The sequence below is a fragment of the Marinovum sp. J2-8 genome (genome assembly GCF_055808435.1).
In genome coordinates this window covers 409,276-430,832 of the sequence record NZ_JBVVRZ010000001.1, presented here as the reverse complement: position 1 = coordinate 430,832, position 21,557 = coordinate 409,276, and the positions used below count along the sequence as shown (strand labels likewise).

Here is a 21,557-nt window from a genome sequence, read left to right as displayed (position 1 = left end):
TGGTCCGCCCACGCGCTTTCCGGGAGTGTGAGGATTGTTCCAGGGGGCTCATTGTCAATCAAGCGCCAGAAGCCGTTTCGGGTTGTCGACCATGATCGCTTCGATGGCGGGGTCCGGGAACCCCCTGCGCTTCATCAACGGAATGACATTTGCGAAAATATGCTGATACCCGTGTCCACCATATGCTTCCCACCGCACCCGTGTGCAAATGTCGTGGCTGATGACAACCTGTTCAGAATAGCCACGATCAACCAATGCCTTGATCAGTCGCAGGCGTTGGCCGTCATTCGGCATTTCGATTTCGGCCATCGGATAGGCCGTCTGCTCCCAGCCAAAGAGATCAAATTCTAGTATGCAACCCGTGTCGGCCAGTTCGACGACCCCATCCTCGTCAAATATTGTGCGGTCGATATGACTCATGATCAGTCGATCAACGTCGTACCCAAGCGACTTGGCGAAATGCACGACTTCGAATGGTTGCTCACGTATCCGGCCTGGGTGCACGTTCAACGCGGTTCCGGTTTCTCTTTGCGCGATCAGCGCACCGTGCATCACCCTCTTCTCTTGTGCGGTCCAGTCGTTTGAGCATCCGATCTCGCCAATCAAACCGGCTTTTACATCTGTGCCCCAAGCGCCAACTGTCACGTCACTGATCATTTCTTCGGCAAAACTCTCAACCGTCCGAGGGCCAATCGTTTCATCATGGTAGGCCTCTACGTAGTGGCCACATCCCATGATGATTTGCGCGCCCGTAGCGTTCGAGATCTCGACCAAGCCCAGAGGATCCGGACACAGGCCGCCTATCGTCAATTCCACAATCGACTTCCCGCCTGCCTCCATCATTCTTTTGACTTCGTCGATTACCACATTTGGCTGATTGAGCCGGCCGTTCTGTTTCCATGGCGTCTGACCCTGACGAATCCTGAACGAATTTTCCAAAGTGATTTCCTGTTCAGGGTCGGAATAATCCCTGTCCTTGGGCAGGTTCAGGTCCATTATCAGATGCTCATGCATCAATGTTGGCCCCAATTCATCGGTCTCAATCAATCCCGTAACCGTTTGAATTTTGCCTTTAGACATAGAAATGCACCTCTTGGTTTCGCGCTTTGATGTACGCTGTACAATAAAATTCCTGGGAAGTCATTACCTCATCAAAAAAGATAGGATCAACCAGGTGCGTCGAAATTTTCTTTGCCTTGATCTAATGATGGGCGGAAGCACGGGTGCCGCGCCCCGGGGGCAGTCCCCCAAGGCACAGTTGCGTGCGCGGGTCGATGACAGCAATGCGCCGTTCACACCCATGCATGCGAAGCGCCGCTTTCGGTCGGTTGGTCTGAAACCGGACATGCGGCAGTGCCGCGAGTAAAATCCATTATTTTCGCCACCCCGGATGTTGGCTGTGTGGAGCAAAGCGGGCTTTCTCTGCAGTTGTGCCAACGTCCGCTTGCCCTTGCTACGGGGGCAATTTCTTGCTGGGCCAAAGGAGGAAAATACGCAGATTTGGTTGGAAATGGGTCACAATGCCGACAACTTTCAGCGCCAAATTTTGCAGTCACAGGCATCAGGGAACGGCTTATGTCCAGATTAACATTGACGGCAAAATATCTCGGAGGCTTGATCCTGGCCCTCGGCTTGGTTGGTGTTGGCTTGTCAATGCCCAAACCCGGCTGGCAAGCGCTGAACGAGCGGCTTCCAGATTGGTTGGCCAGCTTTGAGAACAGTGGTTTAGTCGCTGTCCTCGGCCTGGCCATGATCGCCATGGGAAAGGCCGCTGATCGGGGGCCGAGAACAAAAAAGACCGATCTGTTGCGCGCGCGCGTCGCATCTTCAGTCCCAAGACCCAAAGTATGGGTTATGGAATTTCCTGGTACTCTGGAGGTATTTGCGGCCTATTGCGGCGCCGACGGTGGGCCCGAGGCGCGCAATAAGCGAATGCAGACTTCGGGAAAAAACGGGTCTGGGCGGCAGCTTGCAGCGAGTGATTTCCCGCTCGTACTGCAAGCGATGGATGATCCTCCCGACCGCTTGCTGGATTACTGTTTCATAAGTGGGCGGTTTCCCATGGTTTCTCCTCGCCTCGCGGAAATGCTGATGACGCTGGACCTTGGGAATGGTTCTTTCTTCAAGGCGCAATTTTATGCCGAGGACGGGATCGAAGAGCTTCCTTGGTCCCATGCCTTTTGGAATATTGGCAACAGGAAGGAGAGCTTCCTTCCGGAGCAAAGTAACGTCAAGCGCGTTACGAGTGGTCGCACCAACACCCCGGCATTCGAATTGTACGCGACGCACGGAAGCATGCAGGAGGAAGACATTGCTGTCAGGCCAGAGGCTCTGTTCGGGCCTGACGTCTGGATCGAGCCGAATCTCTCGGACTGCATCTTTTTCTCCGACCGCTTCGCACAGCTCTTGCAAGAGCACCACTTGCTGCACCTGTTTGAGTTTAAAGCGGTCCGCGTGATCGTGCCTGATTAACGACTGAGGGCAACGGGTGCCAAGTTGTAGTGGCGGATAAAAGTTGGGAGCTTGTCGCGGAGCTTTGCCTCGCCGCGCGAACACTGACGCATCGCTCAATCCCGATAGCGGCCATTGGCGCGATCCGCAGCATCAGTCAGTCTGGGCTCCAAACAGACCTCAGATGCGGCGCGGCATTCTGTGGAATATTGCCTTGGTCAACGGCGGGTTGTCGTTGTGGGCGGGCGTGGCGGACCGGAGGATCCATTATGCAAACACCAAACTTACCTGCCATCCGCGCGCTTCGTCCCGCTTGGAACAAGGGCCGGATCGTTGGTCAGAAGCGCCCGCTCAAGCCCAAGCACGTCTGGGCCATCCGGGTTCGTCTCGAACTCGCCGAGAATCACCGGGATCTGGCGCTCTTCAACCTTGCAATCGACAGCAAGCTGCGCGGCTGCGATCTGGTCAGGATGAAAGTGATTGACGTCATGGCGTCTGGTCAGATCAAGGAACGTGCGTCCGTTCTGCAAAGCAAGACGCAGCAGCCTGTCAGATTCGAAATTTCGGAAGGCACGCGGGCTTCGTTGGCGCGGTGGATGAAGGAACCCCTGATGATCGGATCGGAGTACCTTTGGCCCGGACGGTTCCATGAACGGCTGCACATATCCACCCGACAGTACGCACGAATTGTCCGTGAATGGGTGACATCCATTGGCTTGGAGGCCAGCGCTTACGGCACCCACTCGATGCGGCGCACGAAGGTGACGCAGATCTACAAGAAGACGGGCAACCTGCGCGCGGTTCAGCTTCTGTTGGGTCACACGAAGATGGATAGCACCGTCAGATACCTGGGCGTCGAGTTGGAAGATGCGCTTGCGATTGCAGAGGCCATCGAAATCTGAAGACTTGGGCCGCCTTCACGGACGGCCCTGAGCCGACATTCAGTCATGTATCAGAATGCTGCAGTGCAGTCCGTCAAAGCTGCCGTTCGCCGCGCTGAATGTCAGGTCCTGGGAGACACCCCGTACTGGCAAACTTTTTGCAAGCTTTTAAGCAGCAGGTCGCTTGAGAAACAATCCCGCCACTCCAGAAGCGATCAAAAAACTACCACCAATCCGGTTCATCCACCGCAGAACTGATAGTCGCTGGACAAAGCGGCGTAAGAAGTCTGTCCCAAATGCAAAGGCCAGCCCATTCAACGTTGCCATCACTGAAAAGGTGACCACCAAGAACGCGGCCTGCCATAAATAGCTACTTTCTGACCCTATGAACTGCGGGATGAAAGCAGCGGAGAAAGCGATGCTCTTGGGGTTTAGTAATGTGACGAAGAAACCATCACGGAGGCCGTGCAAAGTTGAGCTATGGTTCCTTGAAACAGCAACATCTGGTGGTGTCGGTTCAGCAATGAAGAGCTTGATCCCCAGATAAATGAGATATGCCGCACCGATCAGTTTTACTGCAGTAAACGCCAAAGCAGATGCAAGAAGGATCGCACCGGCCCCGGCAACCGCGGCAGTTGATCCAACGAGTGTGCCCAGTCCGATACCTATAGCCAGTGGTACCGAGACGTGCCGACCGTCAGATAGGGATCGGGTGATCACTAGCGCGATTGTCGGGCCAGGAATTGCGAGAGCGATGGCACTAGTGCCCGCGAAAATCAAAAATGAAAACGGATCAATCATTTTTCGATCGTAGAGATCGAACCGTACAGCATCAACACGAATTAGCCGAAGTTCGTCCACATTGCAGCATCGGTGACTTTGGGTTCAAGCCGGACATGCGGCAATGCAGCGCGTGGAGTTTGCGCAAAATGTCCCGCCACCGGCCTGAGCGATCTCACCGGATGGCTGCTGTCAGCCCGGAGCGAACCTGATTGGGCGCATTCTTCGCTGGCGCAGCATCTGTTAGGCGGGCGGATAGTGTGAGTTCGCCACATTAGCGATCCGTGCGGGTCAGTTTGCATAGAGCAGACGTCAGGCCACACTATCGCAGCGAAGCAGGGATCGCCAAGACTGCGCTAGTATTGAACGGGTTGTCGGAGGGTCGCAAAGCAATTCCCCATCCCGCAACGCCTCAGGACACGGTGACCTCGGGATTGGTCTGATCGTCTGTGGGTTCGGTTCGCAATACCTTGCTCCGAAAGAAATACAGATTTGTAGGTTTTCGAACTTCTTTGGGCAGACGCTGCGTCAAACACCCCGGACCTTTCTCTCCGAAGCAAAGTACCAGTAAATTAGATCAAAAAAATTTGCAAAGTGTGTTTTCCAATATGGCGTATTCATGAAGGATACAAAATCCTTGACGGCCTCTCCGCAGTTTAAAAACTGGCGCAAGATTGCGTCTCCAAAACCTCCAATCTCAATGTCGGAAAATTGGCTGTCACTCAACTGATATCTTTCGCGCAACCAGTCGACTACGGAAGGATCAGATATCGCGTCCAACTTCTCGCTCTCAATCCCCTTCTTCAAATCAAAATATAGCCAAACACAATCCGACTCGCCTGTTACATTCTGATCGGTTATCAGGCTTTCCAAAGTCTCAAAGGATATGAATTCAGGACAAATTTTTTGTCTATGAGCTCGCAAAGTAGCAATGGGAATGTAGTTCTCGGCCTCTTTGCAAGGGGTCTCGCAAACCATACCAACGAACGTCTGATTGTTGGCTTCCCGGTCCAGTTTTCGCTTTGTCGCTGACGGAGTGTCGTTGGGCGCGACTTTGTCACTATCAACTACGCTGACGACTATATGCCTGTTAGGGATTTCTACTCTCAGGCAGGCAGCAATATCCGCTCCGCCCCCGTGAAGTAATGAAAATCTAAAGGCTCGAATAGGATGTTTGCGCCGCGTTTCGTTCAAAATTATCCTCAGAATGTCTCCATCGTTTTCAATATGCTCAACTAATAGCCGAGCATCTTCCAAATAGCTTCCATTCAACAACGGTTTATGCCCGATACGGTATTTGTGAGGCGTGACCTCTGTCAGTTGTAGTTGTCCAACCTCGACTTCCAGAATGCTGCGCGCGATTGAAGGCAGCGAACCCCTTTGAGTGTACAGTTCCTTCAGTCGGTCGAGTTGCGCTCGTTCTCTGTTGTTGCAACTCAAGTTCTCCTTCGCCCAGTCACACACCCTTCGGTCAATGATAACGAAATGAGTACCGTTCAAGCTGGCGAGCAAAAGGTCTGAGAAAAGGTCTTCGATCTCGGCAGGGTTTTCGGCGGTTAATTGATCCACCGTAGCATTTAAATATATCAACATGATTCAACCAAAATTAAAAAAGCCAAAAGGCCAATTTTGCAGCACTCCAGTCTCGTCGAATTCGGCAATGGTGACATCGCTTTTTTCAAGGTCATCCGATAGGTCGCCGAAAATCACAACTTGAACATCCTTTGCATCTATTTCGCCCTCTTCGATCAATTCCCCGAGTTTGTTGACCAAGGCTTCACTGTGGGTTTCAACGATATAATATTGAGATGGTCCACGCTTGGACCTCGCCGTGCTTTGCGCTTCAACAAAAACATCTGCCAGAAGAGCCTGATGAGCGGGGTGCAAATGCAATTCCGGTTGTTCGATTGTAAGTGTCTTTATGTTGAGGTCACTTCTAATTCGACTGAAACGACGATTTCTCTCTGAAAACTGCATCCACCATATTTGCGCTAAAACAGGAAGAACCTGTGAAACACCATAGCCGGTGTCTACGACATTTACGGATTGGCCACGGTGTTCTAGATTTATGCTTATATGACCCTCAGTTTTATGAACACTAACGCCATATCCAAATGCTCGCTGCACCCAATCAGAAAAATTTTTCAATTGGTCAATGTCAAGAGAGGCCAGGAACATTGGGAGGTTTTTTCCATCCGGAGATATATCGGACACCTCCAACTCTTGCTGTCGATAAAAACGCTCACTTCTTGCACGGGCCGGACCAATGTATTCAACCGACCCAAAAAACTCTTTTAGGTTTTCGCCCACTACATCCAATAGATCGAACAGATACTTAGCTTTACACAACGAATTTAAATACTGGTGAAGTTCTCCTCGGCGCCCTTCTTTCATATCCTCGTAAATTCGCCGAATGGTCAGGGTATCAGTTCTGGACAGTTGCGTGAGAGCGTCTGCATCCAAAGAGCTGTGCCTTAGTATCTTACGCGTTTCGTACGAGATTGTGTTAACGCTAAACCGTGCATCAAGAAGTTTGGATATCCGTTTTTCGACCAAATCACTAAAAGCTGCTGGCCGCGATGTGCCTACCAACCTTGTTGAGCTCTTGTCTTTTACCTTCGAAAGGAAATAGGGGTCACTGAAAAGACTATCAGGTTCAAGGTAGATTTCATGCGCTATGGTCAGATCGTCTAAAGCCAAACCGTTTATTTTTGCAGAAGTTGCGAGTGGCCCCATACGATCAAATTCAAGCTCCAAAATGTCACTAGTTTGAGGCAGCTCAATTCTTATCTTGTCTCTTTCGGTTCTATCGTTTCGTGACCCTACCCAGTAGGATACACGTAGGTGGTCAACTTCGAATGTGTTGTCACGACCTCGAATCGGATCGTAGCGAGCCGCTAATGCGTTCGTTCTTTTGAAACGCCCAGAATAGTTCCGCAGCTCGAAAGAAAACCGAATACTTTTGTCTACATCTTTGTCGGTGACTGCACTTTTAAAATTTCCAAAATCAACATAGTCGCCATACCAAAGAACTGGAGCACTAGAGTTGGTTTCAATTGACTGCCTGAGTAGCGGCAATGAACGAAGAAAAGTGCTTTTGCCCACGCTATTTCTACCAAGTAAAATGGTTATAGGGCGGATTTCGACGCTTGGTGTAGACGTCAATCGTCGGAGGTTTTCAATCGAGTATGAAAATCGCATGCTAAGCCCGTGATGTTGAGCGAAATATATCGAACATTGACACGAAACTTGAGCGACTTCTAGTTGAGTTTGCGCTTATTTGTGCGACCTTTCTTAAGATAGCCGGATCTCATCCTCGGGCTTCATCGCAGAAGCAACCGCTCTTGCTGCGAGAAGAGCAGGTATGTCTTACGCTCTTCGCCTTCGCTGGAGTCTCGGAATTGCACCTGCGGCGAATGGCAGGTTCGACGAGCCGCATCGTCGCATTGCGGAAATGGTTGAATGACCGAAAATGGCCGTCCGTTTCGATGGCCAACTCCCGGCCCTCGACTTTGCGAAGGTCACATTCCTGCGCATTGCTGACCTTGATGGCTGGCGCAGCATGGTTGGTTAGGCTTTCGGGGTCTCGAATGACCGCTTTCACCGATCTGCAGTAAGATGTGTTCAGGTGTAGCTAAGGTCCGGTTTCCGCCCCGACCTGCATGAGCAAATTTTACGCCGGGTAGGCCGACGGCGGGTCTGCTTCGGGCTGGCAGTCGTCGTTAGATGCATTTCGCACAAAGGCGCGCATAGGCCCGCGGTGACAGCCCCAACTGGCAAAGCCGCGCTGAATGACTTTACCGCACGCTCTAGGCGATATCCCGCATACGATTGGGGGTTGTTCCATACCAGCGGTGGAAGGCGCGGTAGAATGCGGCTTCTTCGGCGTATCCCACGGCCTCGGATATCTGCGAAATTGATTTGTCGGTGCGTGACAACAATGCCGTCGCCCGGTTGCGGCGCTGTTCGTCCTTCAATTGGGACAACGAATGCCCTGCCGCTTTCAACATGCGGTGCAAAGAGGATCGCGACATCCCCAGCATGGCTGCCACCTCATCTGCGCCCGGCCAATCCTGGGCGGGGCCGCTCAGGCATTTCTGGATGATCTCGTGTTTCAGGCCATCGGTCTCTCTGTACCCGCGCAGGAAGGCTTCGGGCAGATTTCGCAGAAACGCCTTGAGGTCTTTTTCCGCGCGGTCGGTTTTGCGCGACAAATATTTCTTGTCGAACATCAGCCGCGCGACGGGGGCATTGAAGCTGACCGGCACGCCGAAAAAATCGCCATAGTCATTCTGCGCCAGCGGTTCATTACAGGGAAATTCAACCGCCTTGATCGGAATGCGTTCCCGCGCGGCCCAACAGTTAAAGCCATGCAGGATAAGGAAAAAGGCGCGATATTTGAAGGCATTCGAAGACGGCACATCCTCATGCAAGGTAACGATGCAATGGCGGCCTTCGATTGTGACGGTGCCATATGGATCGTCCAGCACGACTCGCAGGAACCGCAAACTCCGCTTCATGGCAACATCAAGCGTCGCCGCCCCCCGGATCGCATGCCCCAGCAACGACGTACTGCCCGGGCGCATCGGCCGCGCGCCAAGCCCAAAGAATTCATCCTGCATCGCATAGGACATCTGCAACCAGACACGGCCAAATTCCTGGGTGTCCAGATGATCCAATTGATCTGGCGACACCTCTGCCGCCTGTAAAATGCGTTTGGAATCCACCCCGCCCGCCGTGGCACATTCAAGCGCCTCCTTGACGAAGGTCGGGGCGACGGGGCGTCGTCGCAGGGGACTGTCTTTTGGTGTCATATTTTGCGCACCTTGCGGCAATGCTGGGGCGATATACAAGTGATACCTAGGGCAAGCGGCCCCATTTTGCAAAGGACCAGACATGATTTTGGACGAAACCCAAACCGCAATTCGCGACATGGCACGCCAGTTTGCCAAGGCTGAACTTTGGCCCGGCGCAGAAGAACGTGACCGCGAGGCCCGTTTTCCCAAAGCAGAGCTGGCCGCGATGGGCGAGCTGGGCTTTTTGAGCATGCAGGTCCCCGAAGAATACGGCGGCTTTGGTGCGGATTTCGTCAGCTATGCCGCCGTGATCGAAGAAATCGCAGCGGGAGACGGCGCCTGTTCAACAATCATGTCGGTGCACAGTTCGGTCGGCTGCGGCCCGATCCGCGATTACGGGACCGAGGCACAGAAACAGAAATACCTGCCGAAACTGGCATCGGGTGAATGGATCGGCGGCTTTGCCCTGACCGAACCGCAGGCCGGATCGGACGCGTCCAACCTGCGGACCACGGCGGTGCGTGACGGCGACCACTATGTGATCAATGGCGCGAAACAATTCATCACCTCTGGCAAGAACGGCCAGATGTTGATCGTCTTTGCGATTACCGACAAATCCGCCGGAAAACGCGGGATCAGCGCCTTTATCGTCGAAACCGACACCCCCGGGTATGAGGTTGTGCGCGTCGAGAAAAAGCTGGGCATCCATTCCTCTGACACCTGCCAGATCGCGTTCGAAAACATGCGCATCCCGGCGGAAAATCTGTTGGGCGAAGAGGGTCAGGGATACAAGATCGCCCTCGCCAATCTGGAAAGCGGCCGCATCGGCATTGCCGCACAGGCCGTTGGCATGGCCCGCAGCGCCTTTGAATATGCCCGTGACTACGCGGTGGATCGACAGGCATTCGGCAAGCCGATTTTCGACCAACAGGGCATTTCGTTTCAACTGGCCGACATGGACACCCGGATCGAGGTCGGCCGCCAGATGGTTTTGCACGCCGCGGCGCTCAAGGACGCGGGCGCACCATGTTTGCGCGAAGCCTCGATGGCGAAATTGTTCACATCAGAGATGGCTGAAAAAGTCTGTTCTCAAGCGATCCAGATCCTGGGTGGCTATGGTTTCCTGACCGACCATCCCGTGGAACGCATCTACCGCGACGCGCGTATTTGCCAGATTTACGAAGGCACCAGCGAAATCCAGCGCCTTGTGATTGCACGCAACATCAGATCCGAGGCCACGGGATAAACCAATGTCGGAAGATGTCGTTATCCGAAAATTCGGCCGTGCCGGTCACATTACCCTGGACCGTCCCGATGCGTTGAACGCATTGACCGCCGCCATGTCGATCGCAATCGAAAACGCCTTGGAGGCCTGGCGTGACGATGACGCCGTCGATCTGGTGATCCTGGACGCCAAAGGCACCAAAGCCTTCTGCGCCGGGGGCGACATTGCGAAGCTTTACGCAGACGGGCGCGCCGGAAATTTTGACCTTAGCCGCGCGTTCTGGCGCCAGGAATACCGGCTGAACCTCAAGATCGCGCGTTATGCGAAACCTGTGGTCGCCTTCATGCAGGGGTTCACCATGGGCGGCGGCGTTGGGCTTGGGGGGCATGCATCGCACCGGATCGTCGGCGATAGCAGCAATATCGCGATGCCTGAATGCGGCATTGGTCTGATCCCCGATGTGGGGGGAGTTATCTGCTTGGGCGTGCGCCCGGTGAAACCGGTGCTTATCTTGGCCTGACCGGCGCACGGATGGGGGCCGCGGATGCAATCTATGCCGGGTTCGCCGACCATTATGTGCCCGAAGACACCTGGGACAACGTGAAATCAACGCTTCTGCAAAACGGCGATGTTGCGGCGATTGCGACCGCTTCACAACCGCCCACCGGCGGCACATTGGCCGTGCGACAATCCGATATTGACCGGCTGTTTTCCGCAGAAACTCTGCCCGCTATCGACCAGGCTCTGGCGGCAGAGGATGCGGAATTTGCCCAAGCCGCCAGAAAGAAATTCACCAAAGGCGCGCCGCTGGCCCTGGCCTGTGCGTTGCGGGCCATTCGTGCCGCGCGCGGCGGAACCCTGTCTGAGGCACTGGCGCGCGAGTTTCGATTTGCCTATCGTTCGCAAGAACAAGGCGACTTGATCGAAGGCATTCGCGCCCAAATCATCGACCGGGATTTCACCCCGAAATGGCGGCATGAGAACCTCGATGTTGCTGAGCATGAAATTGCGGAAATGCTCGCCGATCTCGGCCCCTGCGACTGGACCCCAACAGGAGACACCCCATGAAAATCGCATTTATCGGACTAGGAAATATGGGCGGCCCGATGGCCACAAACCTGGTTGCAGGGGGCCATGAGGTTGTCGGCGTCGACCCTGTCGCCACCCCGGATGGCCTGACGATGGCGGCCAGCGCGGCAGAGGCCTGCGCCGGGGCCGATGTTGCCATCACCATGTTGCCCAATGGCGCGATCCTGCGGGCGGTCGCCGCAGAAGTGATCCCCGCCCTGCCCAAAGGCGCCGTGTTTATTGATTGTTCGACCGTGGATGTCGACAGCGCGCGGGCGGTGGCAGAACAGGCCAATGCGGCCGGTCTTGGCATGTTGGACGCCCCGGTGTCCGGCGGCATCAAAGGCGCGGCCGAGGGCACATTGACCTTCATGATTGGCGGCGATGCAGAAGCATTAGAAAAGACCAAGGGGCTTTTCGACATCATGGGACAAAAGGCCGTGCATTGCGGGTCCGCCGGTGCGGGACAGGCCGCCAAGATTTGCAACAACATGATCCTTGGCGTCACCATGTTGGGCACCTGCGAAGCCTTCGCAATGGCCGACAAGCTGGGCCTGGATCGCCAAGCCATGTTTGATGTGGTCTCCACCTCGTCCGGCTACAGCTGGACGATGAACGCCTATTGCCCCGCCCCAGGCGTTGGCCCCGTCAGCCCGGCCGACAACGATTACAAACCGGGGTTTGCAGCCGAACTCATGCTCAAGGATCTGGGATTGTCCCAAGACGCCGCAGGTGCCTGTGATGCAGATACCCCGATGGGGCGACTGGCACATGAGTTGTATACCAAGTTCATTGCCGAAGGGGGCCAAGGCGTCGATTTTTCCGGCGTCCTACCCTGGCTGTCGGCACGCGGAAACAACAACCCATAAAACGGGTTATGAGAGGCGCTATCGGTAAAAATCCCTCGTTTCGTCACTTTGGGCACAACGGCAACGGCTACCGAGAACAATCTTTGTAGCCGTTTGATTTTGGGTGCATTTCTTTCGGGGGGCTTGTTTTGCAGGGGGCTTACGGAACCTCGACGCGGACCTTGGGAACTCAGCGTTGCGAGTTTTTGTCGCGGTTTTCTGTGCTGAACATAAGAAAGCCCGCCTTTTGGGCGGGCTTGTGAGTTTGCGAGAATTCTTGGTGTTTGGTTGCGGGAGTAGGATTTGAACCTACGACCTTCAGGTTATGAGCCTGACGAGCTACCGGGCTGCTCCATCCCGCGCCATTTTTTGGCCTATTGCCTTGAGGCTGGTGTGGCCTTTTGCATATCGGCTGGTATTGGCCTTTGTCGGTGATATCGTTTGAGAGATACATTTTATCGGGGCTTATCAGGTCTGGCGATGACCTACTCTCCCACGTCTTGAGACGCAGTACCATTGGCGCGACGGCACTTAACGGCCGGGTTCGGGATGGGACCGGGTGTTTTGCTCGTGCTATGATCACCAGACCGGGAAAGCCCCGGTAAGTTTGCGCGGCTGAAGCGCAATTGTGTTTCACTCTCTGTCGAGAGTGTCCAAGTCAGGTACATTTATCGTGTTTTATGTGATGTTTGCTTTGATCATGTTCCGAGTAATCTATCTATTACTGGATCAAATCAAGCCTATCGGACCATTAGTACCAGTCAACTGAACGCGTTACCGCGCTTACATCTCTGGCCTATCGACGTGGTGGTCTACCACGGTCCTCAGGGATACCTTGTTTTGAGGGGGGCTTCCCGCTTAGATGCCTTCAGCGGTTATCCTGTCCGATCATAGCTACCCAGCACTGCTCCTGGCGGAACAACTGGTACACCAGTGGATCGTTCACCCCGGTCCTCTCGTACTAGGGGCAACTCCTCTCAAGTATCCTACACCCACGGCAGATAGGGACCGAACTGTCTCACGACGTTCTAAACCCAGCTCACGTACCTCTTTAAACGGCGAACAGCCGTACCCTTGGGACCTGCTCCAGCCCCAGGATGAGATGAGCCGACATCGAGGTGCCAAACACTGCCGTCGATATGGACTCTTGGGCAGTATCAGCCTGTTATCCCCGGCGTACCTTTTATCCGTTGAGCGATGGCCCTTCCACTCGGGACCACCGGATCACTATGACCGACTTTCGTCTCTGCTCGTCTTGTCAGACTTGCAGTCAGGCTGGCTTCTGCCATTGCACTCAACGACCGATTTCCGACCGGTCTGAGCCAACCATCGCGCGCCTCCGTTACTCTTTAGGAGGCGACCGCCCCAGTCAAACTACCCGCCACGCAGGGTCCCGGATCCAGATAATGGACCGCGGTTAGACATCAAGAATGCAAAGGGTGGTATCTCAAGGGAGGCTCCACAGAAACTGGCGTTCCTGCTTCAAAGCCCACCACCTATCCTGCACATTGCAGTCCTGATGCCAGTGCGAAGCTGTAGTAAAGGTGCACGGGGTCTTTCCGTCTAACCGCGGGAAGCCTGCATCTTGACAGGCAATTCAATTTCGCTGAGTCGATGTTGGAGACAGCGGGGAAGTCGTTACGCCATTCGTGCAGGTCGGAACTTACCCGACAAGGAATTTCGCTACCTTAGGACCGTTATAGTTACGGCCGCCGTTTACCTGGGCTTCAATTCAAGGCTCTCACCTCTCCTTTTAACCTTCAGGCACCGGGCAGGCGTCAGACCCTATACGTCGTCTTGCGACTTCGCAGAGCCCTGTGTTTTTAGTAAACAGTCGCCACCCCCTGGTTTGTGCCCCCAGCCCCTAGTTGCCTAGGAACCGGGCCTCCTTCTCGCGAACTTACGGAGGTATTTTGCCGAGTTCCTTCAACATCGTTCTCTCAAGCGCCTTGGTATTCTCTACCAGTCCACCTGTGTCGGTTTAGGGTACGGTCTGATGGAGGGCTATTTCCAGGGACCTCTCAGCAGCCCATTCAATCCAATAAGGATGAACTACCTCTGAGATCCGTCACATCCTCCTGGCCCACGAATATTAACGTGGTTCCCATCGGCTACGCATTTCTGCCTCGCCTTAGGGGCCGGCTTACCCTGCTCAGATTAGCTTTAAGCAGGAACCCTTGGACTTTCGGCGAGAGTGTCTCTCACACTCTTTGTCGCTACTCATGTCATCATTCTCGCTAGTGATCTCTCCACCGGATCGCTCACGCGCCGGCTTCACAGAAAGCTCCCTGCGTCCAATATCCCCAAAGGGATTAAGGACGCGTGGAACTATGTCACACTACGCTCTGCTACCATGCCTTACGGCATCCTAAGCTTCGGCTCATGGCTTGAGCCCCGTTACATCTTCGCCGCAGGACAACTTATTTAGACCAGTGAGCTGTTACGCTATCTTTAAAGGATGGCTGCTTCTAAGCCAACCTCCTGGTTGTTTTGGTCGTCCCACCTGCTTTCCCACTTAGCCATGAATTAGGGGCCTTAGCTGTAGGTCAGGGTTGTTTCCCTCTCCACTACGGACGTTAGCATCCGCAGTGTGTCTGCCATCTAGTACTCCCGGGTATTCGGAGTTTGGTTAGGATCAGTAAGCCTGTGGGGCCCCATTACCCATCCAGTGCTCTACCCCCCGGGGTATTCGGATGACGCTCTACCTAAATAGATTTCGCAGAGAACCAGCTATCTCCGAGTTTGATTGGCCTTTCACCCCTAGGCACAACTCATCCCGACCTTTTTCAACAGGTGTGGGTTCGGACCTCCAGTAAGTGTTACCTTACCTTCATCCTGGTCATGCCTAGATCACTCGGTTTCGGGTCTGATCCATCTAACTCATGCGCCCTATTAAGACTCGCTTTCGCTGCGCCTACACCTAACGGCTTAAGCTTGCTAGATAGACCAAGTCGATGACCCATTATACAAAAGGTACGCCGTCACAAGACTGGACACTAATGATAATTTGCACTCCGTGCCTGCTCAATGCAGGTACACCGATCCTTCGGATCGCCACTGGGCTGATCCGGAAAGGTTGGTATCTGGAATGCTATCTGGTTGGTACCGACACGCGCAGCTGCACGGTCTCAACACCCGGATTGTGGTCATAAATCCCCGCATTCGATCGATGATCGAAGCTGAGACCAAACCGCCAACCGCGTTTGTTTTCCCAACCGACCTCGGCACCCGAACGGAACGCAATAGCGCCGCCCAGATCAAGGCCGTCACCGGCGTCATACACACCGGTCATCGCATGCAATTCCGCAAAAAACGGGCTGGAACCAAAGTCCATCGTGTAGGTCTGACCAATGCCGACCCAGGTTTCACCCCGAGACCCGACACTCAGCCCCACCGCATGACCAAAGGGGCCGGTACGGCGCCCAAGATCATAGCGAAGATAGACTTCACTTCCCGTTTCTGCGCGGCGTTCAAGAACCTGACCGCCCGAGAAGGCGATCCTTGGTGTCACGTCGCTTCGGCCAAGACAGCCCTGCGATGTGCCACAATGATTTATTCCCATATCCGTCAGTCCTGCGACCAACATGAGAATGGCAAAAGTTCCGTCTGCCATATCCAACTCCCTGTTTCCAGGAAGCGGCATGCATCAGATTATCATTAGAGTCCAGTCAAGCTCCGACTGATTGTAGGCGTTCGGTTTCAGGTACTGTTTCACTCCCCTCGTCGGGGTGCTTTTCACCTTTCCCTCACGGTACTGGTTCACTATCGGTCAGTAAGGAGTACTTAGCCTTCGAAGGTGGTCCTCCGATCTTCAGACAGAATTTCACGTGTTCCGCCCTACTTAATACATCCCATCGAGCTTCAAATACGGGGCTGTCACCCACTATGGCCGACCTTTCCAGGTCGTTCTTTTCACTCTCAAGGCTTGGCTGATCCGCGTTCGCTCGCCACTACTAGCGGAGTATCAATTGATTTCCTTTCCTCCGGGTACTTAGATGTTTCAGTTCCCCGGGTTTGCTCTTAAAAACCTATGTATTCAGTCTTTAAGTACCTGGTTATGAACATTATAAACAACCGAAGTTATTATAATGAACATTCAGGTGGGTTCCCCCATTCAGAAATCCATGGATCAAAGCATATTCTCGGCTCCCCATGGCTTATCGCAGAGTATCACGTCTTTCATCGCCTCTTACTGCCAAGGCATCCACCAAACGCCCTTCTCGCGCTTGATTTGATCCAGAAAGAGACAGATTGCTCATTTCACAGCCTTCGCGACTACATGATTGCGGTTAAACACCAGGCAGCCAGCCGTAAAACAATATACAAACGTTCTTTCCGATCAAAAGCAAACTATCCCATGCTGATCAGAAGATCAGCATCAGTTAGTGTACTTGACTTGGACAACTCTGTTCGTTTCAGCAAGGCAGACAGGGGTTCGGTCGAGGAAACAACCTAAAGTCCTGCTCGCATCTCCCACAAGGGGATCAGCACCCCACTGAGATCAATCCCATACTCGGGCGATCAAACAGTGTTGATATTTTGTATCTCTCTAAACGATGTCAAAGCCTCCGAAGAAGCTCACGTCCGATTGGACGGGTAAACATTCGCAAATGCTTACCGATCAAATCGATGTAAGTAAGGTCTCGCACGTGCTTGGCTGCGCCAACCACTTCCGCTCGTTCCGCTCTTTGCTGCGCAAAGAGCTATGGTGGAGCCTAGGAGGATCGAACTCCTGACCTCCTGAATGCAAATCAGGCGCTCTCCCAGCTGAGCTAAGGCCCCGTATTTTGCTCCGCAAAATGCGGGACCGTACTCTGGCAGACTTTCGGGCTATGCCGAAAGTCGAGAAGAGAAAGGCCATCGTATTTTGCTAACGCACGTTGTCACATGTGTCTGGCTTGCGCCAACCACTTCCGTGACCACCTCGCTTGCCTACGGCAAATGAGGCGTTGGTGGGTCGAGGAGGACTTGAACCTCCGACCTCACGCTTATCAGGCGTGCGCTCTAACCACCTGAGCTACCGACCCAAGGTGTTTTTGCCAAAGGCAAAAACGACATTGCCCGGCAGGCGGTTTGCAAAGCAAAACGCTGAGAGGGCGAACCCAACCCAGGCAACTCACGAGCCGGAAGCCCGCGTGTTTCTATTTTCTGAAGAGATATGAGGACGGCTCGGTTCAAGCTCTTGAGGAGCTGATATATGTCTCTTTTAATGTCCCGTCGCCCTTCGGCTAACAGAACAGAGACTGCTAAGTGATCTACGAGTGAGAACAAGTTCTCGCTGCTAAGATCATCCTTAGAAAGGAGGTGATCCAGCCGCAGGTTCCCCTACGGCTACCTTGTTACGACTTCACCCCAGTCGCTGAGCTCACCGTGGTCCGCTGCCTCCTCGAAAGGTTGGCGCACGGCCTTCGGGTAAACCCAACTCCCATGGTGTGACGGGCGGTGTGTACAAGGCCCGGGAACGTATTCACCGCGTCATGCTGTTACGCGATTACTAGCGATTCCGACTTCATGGGGTCGAGTTGCAGACCCCAATCCGAACTGAGACAGTTTTTTGGGATTAACCCATTGTCACTGCCATTGTAGCACGTGTGTAGCCCAACCCGTAAGGGCCATGAGGACTTGACGTCATCCACACCTTCCTCCCGCTTATCACGGGCAGTTTCTCTAGAGTGCCCAGCCGAACTGCTGGCAACTAAAGATGTGGGTTGCGCTCGTTGCCGGACTTAACCGAACATCTCACGACACGAGCTGACGACAGCCATGCAGCACCTGTCACTAGGTCCCGAAGGAAGGCCTGATCTCTCAGGTTGTCCTAGGATGTCAAGGGTTGGTAAGGTTCTGCGCGTTGCTTCGAATTAAACCACATGCTCCACCGCTTGTGCGGGCCCCCGTCAATTCCTTTGAGTTTTAATCTTGCGACCGTACTCCCCAGGCGGAATGCTTAATCCGTTAGGTGTGTCACCGAATAGCATGCTACCCGACGACTGGCATTCATCGTTTACGGTGTGGACTACCAGGGTATCTAATCCTGTTTGCTCCCCACACTTTCGCACCTCAGCGTCAGTATCGAGCCAGTGAGCCGCCTTCGCCACTGGTGTTCCTCCGAATATCTACGAATTTCACCTCTACACTCGGAATTCCACTCACCTCTCTCGAACTCAAGACCAGGAGTTTATGAGGCAGTTCCGGGGTTGAGCCCCGGGATTTCACCCCATACTTTCTGATCCGCCTACGTGCGCTTTACGCCCAGTAATTCCGAACAACGCTAACCCCCTCCGTATTACCGCGGCTGCTGGCACGGAGTTAGCCGGGGTTTCTTTACCAGATACTGTCATTATCATCTCTGGCGAAAGAGCTTTACGACCCTAAGGCCTTCATCACTCACGCGGCATGGCTGGATCAGGCTTGCGCCCATTGTCCAAGATTCCCCACTGCTGCCTCCCGTAGGAGTCTGGGCCGTGTCTCAGTCCCAGTGTTGCTGATCATCCTCTAAAACCAGCTATAGATCGTAGACTTGGTAGGCCATTACCCCACCAACTATCTAATCTAACGCGGGCCGATCCAAATCCGATAAATCTTTCCCCCGAAGGGCGTATAAGGTATTACTCTCAGTTTCCCGAGGCTATCCCTTAGATCTGGGTACGTTCCCACGCGTTACTAACCCGTCCGCCGCTCACCCGAAGGTGCGCTCGACTTGCATGTGTTAGGCCTGCCGCCAGCGTTCGTTCTGAGCCAGGATCAAACTCTCAAGTTGAAACGCATTACTGCGTATCCTTGACGTTCGAACCTCTGCACATCTCCGATACTCGTAACTGCTTTGGGGGCGAGCTACTTTGTCCACCCGGCTAAGGATTGGACACGCATCGGAAGTCATCTGTTTGATTGTGCTTCAGCTTACCAAAGTAAACAAAAGCCGCTCAAACAGTGAAGCTGTCACCGGTCATCGGACAAAATACACAAGTGCATCAAACCCTACCGGCGCGATATGCAAACATCCGTTCGTCGAAACGAACCAAACCGCCCACATATCTCTTCAGATATCAATCATTTCAAACAGCGTAGAGACAAAAACCAACCGGATGCGCCCTAACTTATTGGCGCGCCCGCCCGTCAATACCTCAAAAATTTCTCCGTCTCGTCTGCGTCAGCGCCTCGTTTCCTCGTCGCCGCCGCCCCGTCTGGCGTCCCGTTGTGCGCCTCAGCGCCGCCGGTGAAGGGGGTTCTAGTGTTACCCAGCAAAACCCGCAAGCACAAAATCACAAAATTCCAAAGTTTTGCAAAGTTTCTGCGAAAAATAAACAAATTCAACAGGTTACCGTGAATAGTTTTTGAGCAAACGGACATCCACCCTCATCCAGAACAACAACCCAGTATATACATCACACCCCAAAAACCCCACATCTAAGTCGCCCACAGACTTACCCACAAGAACAACCCCACAAACCCAACTCAAAGCAAAATCCAGCAAACAAAAAATACGCCAGAAAAACGAGTCGGATGCGTAAATCAGTCCGACTGAGCCGCTTTGGCCGTCAAATTATCCAAAGCTCCGGCCATGGGCGCGGTGACCTCTGGTGGAAGTGCGCCATCCGCCAGATCGGCCAGCCGCTCTGCCGGGTCTTCATAGGCAAACCAGACGCCACCCTGTGTGTCTTCATAAACCAGAACCTTGAGCGGCAAAGCCAACCCTGCTTCGCGCAACTCGATCATTGCCGGGGTGCCGACCTTAGGGTTGCCAAAGATCACAAGCTGGGAGGCGCCAATATCCTCGCCCACACTCTTGGCCCCGGCCCCATGATCGACCCGCGCAAACACAGTGGCACCCGCACTTTCGATCGCAGCCACCAAAGCGTCGGCGGCTTCGACGACGGCTTTATCGGTCGCCACTTTTACGGTCTCCGCAGCAACGCCGGTCGCCAGCAAGAACGGAAGAGCAAATATCAAGGTACGCATCGTTGTCTTTCCCTGTGTTGATTCAAGTCGCGCTTTGGGGTGTGAACCGGCGGCGCAGTTTCTTGATGTCGGTTCTGAGAACAAGCAGCCCAAGTATGACCGCCATGTAGAGCAGCGGCTCCAACTGAAACCCCTTGACCAGCATCACATAGTGCAGCCCCCCCAACAGCACGGCGAGATATGTCAGCTTATGCAGCTTGCGCCATCGCGGCCCCAATTTGCGGACCGAATAATTGTTGGACGAGAGTGCCAGCGGCAAGAGCACAACAAAGGCGGCCATCCCCACGGTGATATAGGGGCGTTTCACGATGTCAGCCCAGATCTGGGACAGGATCTGCACATCCAGCACCAACCAGGTCAGCAAATGCAGGAAGACATAAAAGAACGCCATAATCCCGATCGCCCGACGGAATTTGATCAGGTTCACCCCGACGAACCGCCGCAACGGCGTCACCGCCAAACCGACAATCAGCAATTGCAGGGCAAATTCGCCCAACTCATGCTCCAGGGCCTTGATCGGTTCTGCGCCCAGCCCCCCGGTTGCCCCAAGATACAGGAACCAGAGCGCCGGAAGCGGCAACACAATATAGAGCAGCCACGCCGGAACCCGGCGCAGACCAGCATTCAATTGATCGATCATCAGAACAGTTTCCGCAGATCCATACCATCATAGAGGCTCGCCACTTCTTCCTGATAGCCATTGAACATCGGCGTCGGTTCACGCTTGGCAAACAGACCGCCACCAATACGCCGCTCACTGGCCTGCGACCAACGGGGGTGATCGACCTCTGGGTTCACATTGGAATAAAATCCGTATTCACGCGCATTGGCCTTGTTCCAGCTGGTGGGCGGCTCTTCGTCGGTCAGTGTGATGCGCACCACGGATTTGATGGATTTGAAGCCGTATTTCCACGGCACCACCAAACGCAGCGGCGCGCCGTTCTGGTTTGGAATGTCCTTGCCATAAATTCCGGTCGCCATGATCGTCAGCGGGTGCATGGCCTCGTCCAGGCGCAGACCCTCGACATAGGGCCATTCAAGCACGCGGGAACTCTGACCGAACATCTCGTCCGGGCGAAACAGGGTTTCAAAGGCGACATATTTCGCGCTCGATTGCACACCGGCCATATTCAGCAGGTCGGCAAGCTCAAATCCGTTCCACGGCACGACCATCGACCAGGCCTCGACACAGCGGAACCGATACAGGCGCTCTTCGACGGTCATCGCCTTCATGATGTCCTCAAAGGCATAGTCGCCCGGCTTGTCGACCATACCGTCGATCTTGACCGTCCAGGGCGTGGTGGTCAGCGCATGGGCATTGCGCGCCGGATCATCCTTGCCGGTGCCGAATTCATAGAAATTGTTATAGCTGGTAATGTCTTCATAGCTGTTGGGTTCAAGCTCTTCCCCCATTGCCAGCGCCGGACCCGCAATCGACGCCAGCCCAAGCCCGGCTGCGCCGCCCATAAGCTGACGGCGGTTCAGATAGACGGATTCCGGTGTGACGTCATTGTCGGTTAAAGTATTCTTCCAGCGAAAGGCCATATGTAAT

General features: G+C 54.1%; 12 protein-coding genes, 3 tRNA genes, 3 rRNA genes and 1 pseudogene. 5 read left to right on the top strand and 14 right to left on the bottom strand.

What is annotated here, in order from left to right; genetic code table 11:
* Window positions 1-54 precede the first annotated feature (54 nt).
* The gene (locus tag AC0L4F_RS02150) at window positions 55-1,080 is read right to left on the bottom strand and encodes a phosphotriesterase family protein (RefSeq protein ID WP_244684754.1); all 1,026 of its coding nucleotides are present in this window, start codon (window positions 1,078-1,080) and stop codon (window positions 55-57) included.
* 495 nt (window positions 1,081-1,575) lie between these two features.
* Here AC0L4F_RS02150 and AC0L4F_RS02145 point away from each other — a divergent pair, with 495 nt between their 5' ends.
* Complete coding sequence (locus tag AC0L4F_RS02145) at window positions 1,576-2,472, top strand: hypothetical protein (protein ID WP_244684752.1); 897 nt, start codon at window positions 1,576-1,578, stop codon at window positions 2,470-2,472.
* A gap of 248 nt (window positions 2,473-2,720) precedes the next feature.
* The gene (locus AC0L4F_RS02140) at window positions 2,721-3,353 is read left to right on the top strand and encodes a tyrosine-type recombinase/integrase (protein ID WP_244684750.1); all 633 of its coding nucleotides are present in this window, start codon (window positions 2,721-2,723) and stop codon (window positions 3,351-3,353) included.
* 147 nt (window positions 3,354-3,500) lie between these two features.
* Here AC0L4F_RS02140 and AC0L4F_RS02135 read toward each other — a convergent pair whose 3' ends face one another.
* The 4 genes from AC0L4F_RS02135 to AC0L4F_RS02120 all read right to left on the bottom strand — a co-directional run bounded on the left by AC0L4F_RS02135 (window position 3,501) and on the right by AC0L4F_RS02120 (window position 8,926).
* Window positions 3,501-4,133 carry a LysE family translocator gene (locus AC0L4F_RS02135; protein WP_244684748.1) on the bottom strand — a complete coding sequence of 211 codons (633 nt, stop codon included), beginning with the start codon at window positions 4,131-4,133 and terminating at the stop codon, window positions 3,501-3,503.
* A 507-nt stretch (window positions 4,134-4,640) separates the two neighbouring features.
* Window positions 4,641-5,705 (bottom strand): hypothetical protein, encoded by a 1,065-nt coding sequence (locus tag AC0L4F_RS02130; RefSeq protein ID WP_244684746.1) that lies wholly within the window; start codon window positions 5,703-5,705, stop codon window positions 4,641-4,643.
* A 3-nt stretch (window positions 5,706-5,708) separates the two neighbouring features.
* On the bottom strand, window positions 5,709-7,313 hold the full coding sequence (locus AC0L4F_RS02125; protein WP_244684744.1) for an AAA family ATPase: 1,605 nt from the start codon (window positions 7,311-7,313) through the stop codon (window positions 5,709-5,711).
* A gap of 608 nt (window positions 7,314-7,921) precedes the next feature.
* Complete coding sequence (locus tag AC0L4F_RS02120) at window positions 7,922-8,926, bottom strand: AraC family transcriptional regulator (protein WP_244684742.1); 1,005 nt, start codon at window positions 8,924-8,926, stop codon at window positions 7,922-7,924.
* A gap of 82 nt (window positions 8,927-9,008) precedes the next feature.
* On the opposite strand from AC0L4F_RS02120, the gene AC0L4F_RS02115 reads away from it, so the two are divergent.
* The 3 genes and pseudogenes from AC0L4F_RS02115 to mmsB all read left to right on the top strand — a co-directional run bounded on the left by AC0L4F_RS02115 (window position 9,009) and on the right by mmsB (window position 12,070).
* The gene (locus tag AC0L4F_RS02115; protein ID WP_244684740.1) at window positions 9,009-10,154 is read left to right on the top strand and encodes an acyl-CoA dehydrogenase family protein; all 1,146 of its coding nucleotides are present in this window, start codon (window positions 9,009-9,011) and stop codon (window positions 10,152-10,154) included.
* Between the two features lie 4 nt (window positions 10,155-10,158).
* Window positions 10,159-11,201: pseudogene (locus AC0L4F_RS02110) on the top strand (enoyl-CoA hydratase/isomerase family protein).
* Window positions 11,198-12,070, top strand: a complete 873-nt coding sequence (gene mmsB, locus AC0L4F_RS02105; RefSeq protein WP_244684738.1) for a 3-hydroxyisobutyrate dehydrogenase — start codon at window positions 11,198-11,200, stop codon at window positions 12,068-12,070. The pseudogene AC0L4F_RS02110 and the gene mmsB overlap by 4 nt, the downstream one beginning before the upstream one ends.
* A 264-nt stretch (window positions 12,071-12,334) precedes the next feature.
* Here mmsB and AC0L4F_RS02100 read toward each other — a convergent pair.
* From AC0L4F_RS02100 to msrP, 9 genes are all read right to left on the bottom strand, one after another.
* Window positions 12,335-12,411, bottom strand: a tRNA-Met gene (locus AC0L4F_RS02100).
* 110 nt (window positions 12,412-12,521) lie between these two features.
* Window positions 12,522-12,636: ribosomal RNA gene (gene rrf, locus AC0L4F_RS02095) — 5S ribosomal RNA — on the bottom strand.
* 143 nt (window positions 12,637-12,779) lie between these two features.
* Window positions 12,780-16,281 (bottom strand): 23S ribosomal RNA (locus tag AC0L4F_RS02090).
* A gap of 474 nt (window positions 16,282-16,755) precedes the next feature.
* Window positions 16,756-16,831: transfer RNA gene (locus tag AC0L4F_RS02085), tRNA-Ala, on the bottom strand.
* A 168-nt stretch (window positions 16,832-16,999) separates the two neighbouring features.
* Window positions 17,000-17,076 (bottom strand) — tRNA-Ile (locus AC0L4F_RS02080).
* A gap of 270 nt (window positions 17,077-17,346) precedes the next feature.
* Window positions 17,347-18,806: ribosomal RNA gene (locus AC0L4F_RS02075) — 16S ribosomal RNA — on the bottom strand.
* The 16S, 23S and 5S rRNA genes sit together here with 3 tRNA genes alongside, the layout of an rRNA operon.
* Window positions 18,807-19,558: 752 nt before the next feature.
* Window positions 19,559-20,005 carry a DUF302 domain-containing protein gene (locus AC0L4F_RS02070; protein ID WP_244684736.1) on the bottom strand — a complete coding sequence of 149 codons (447 nt, stop codon included), beginning with the start codon at window positions 20,003-20,005 and terminating at the stop codon, window positions 19,559-19,561.
* Between the two features lie 22 nt (window positions 20,006-20,027).
* Window positions 20,028-20,645: a protein-methionine-sulfoxide reductase heme-binding subunit MsrQ gene (gene msrQ / locus AC0L4F_RS02065; RefSeq protein ID WP_244684734.1), complete on the bottom strand. Its 618-nt coding sequence runs from the start codon at window positions 20,643-20,645 to the stop codon at window positions 20,028-20,030.
* A complete protein-coding gene (gene msrP, locus AC0L4F_RS02060; RefSeq protein ID WP_244684732.1) occupies window positions 20,645-21,550 on the bottom strand; it encodes a protein-methionine-sulfoxide reductase catalytic subunit MsrP in 906 nt (301 codons plus the stop codon). The genes msrQ and msrP overlap by 1 nt, the downstream gene beginning before the upstream one ends.
* Window positions 21,551-21,557 lie beyond the last annotated feature (7 nt).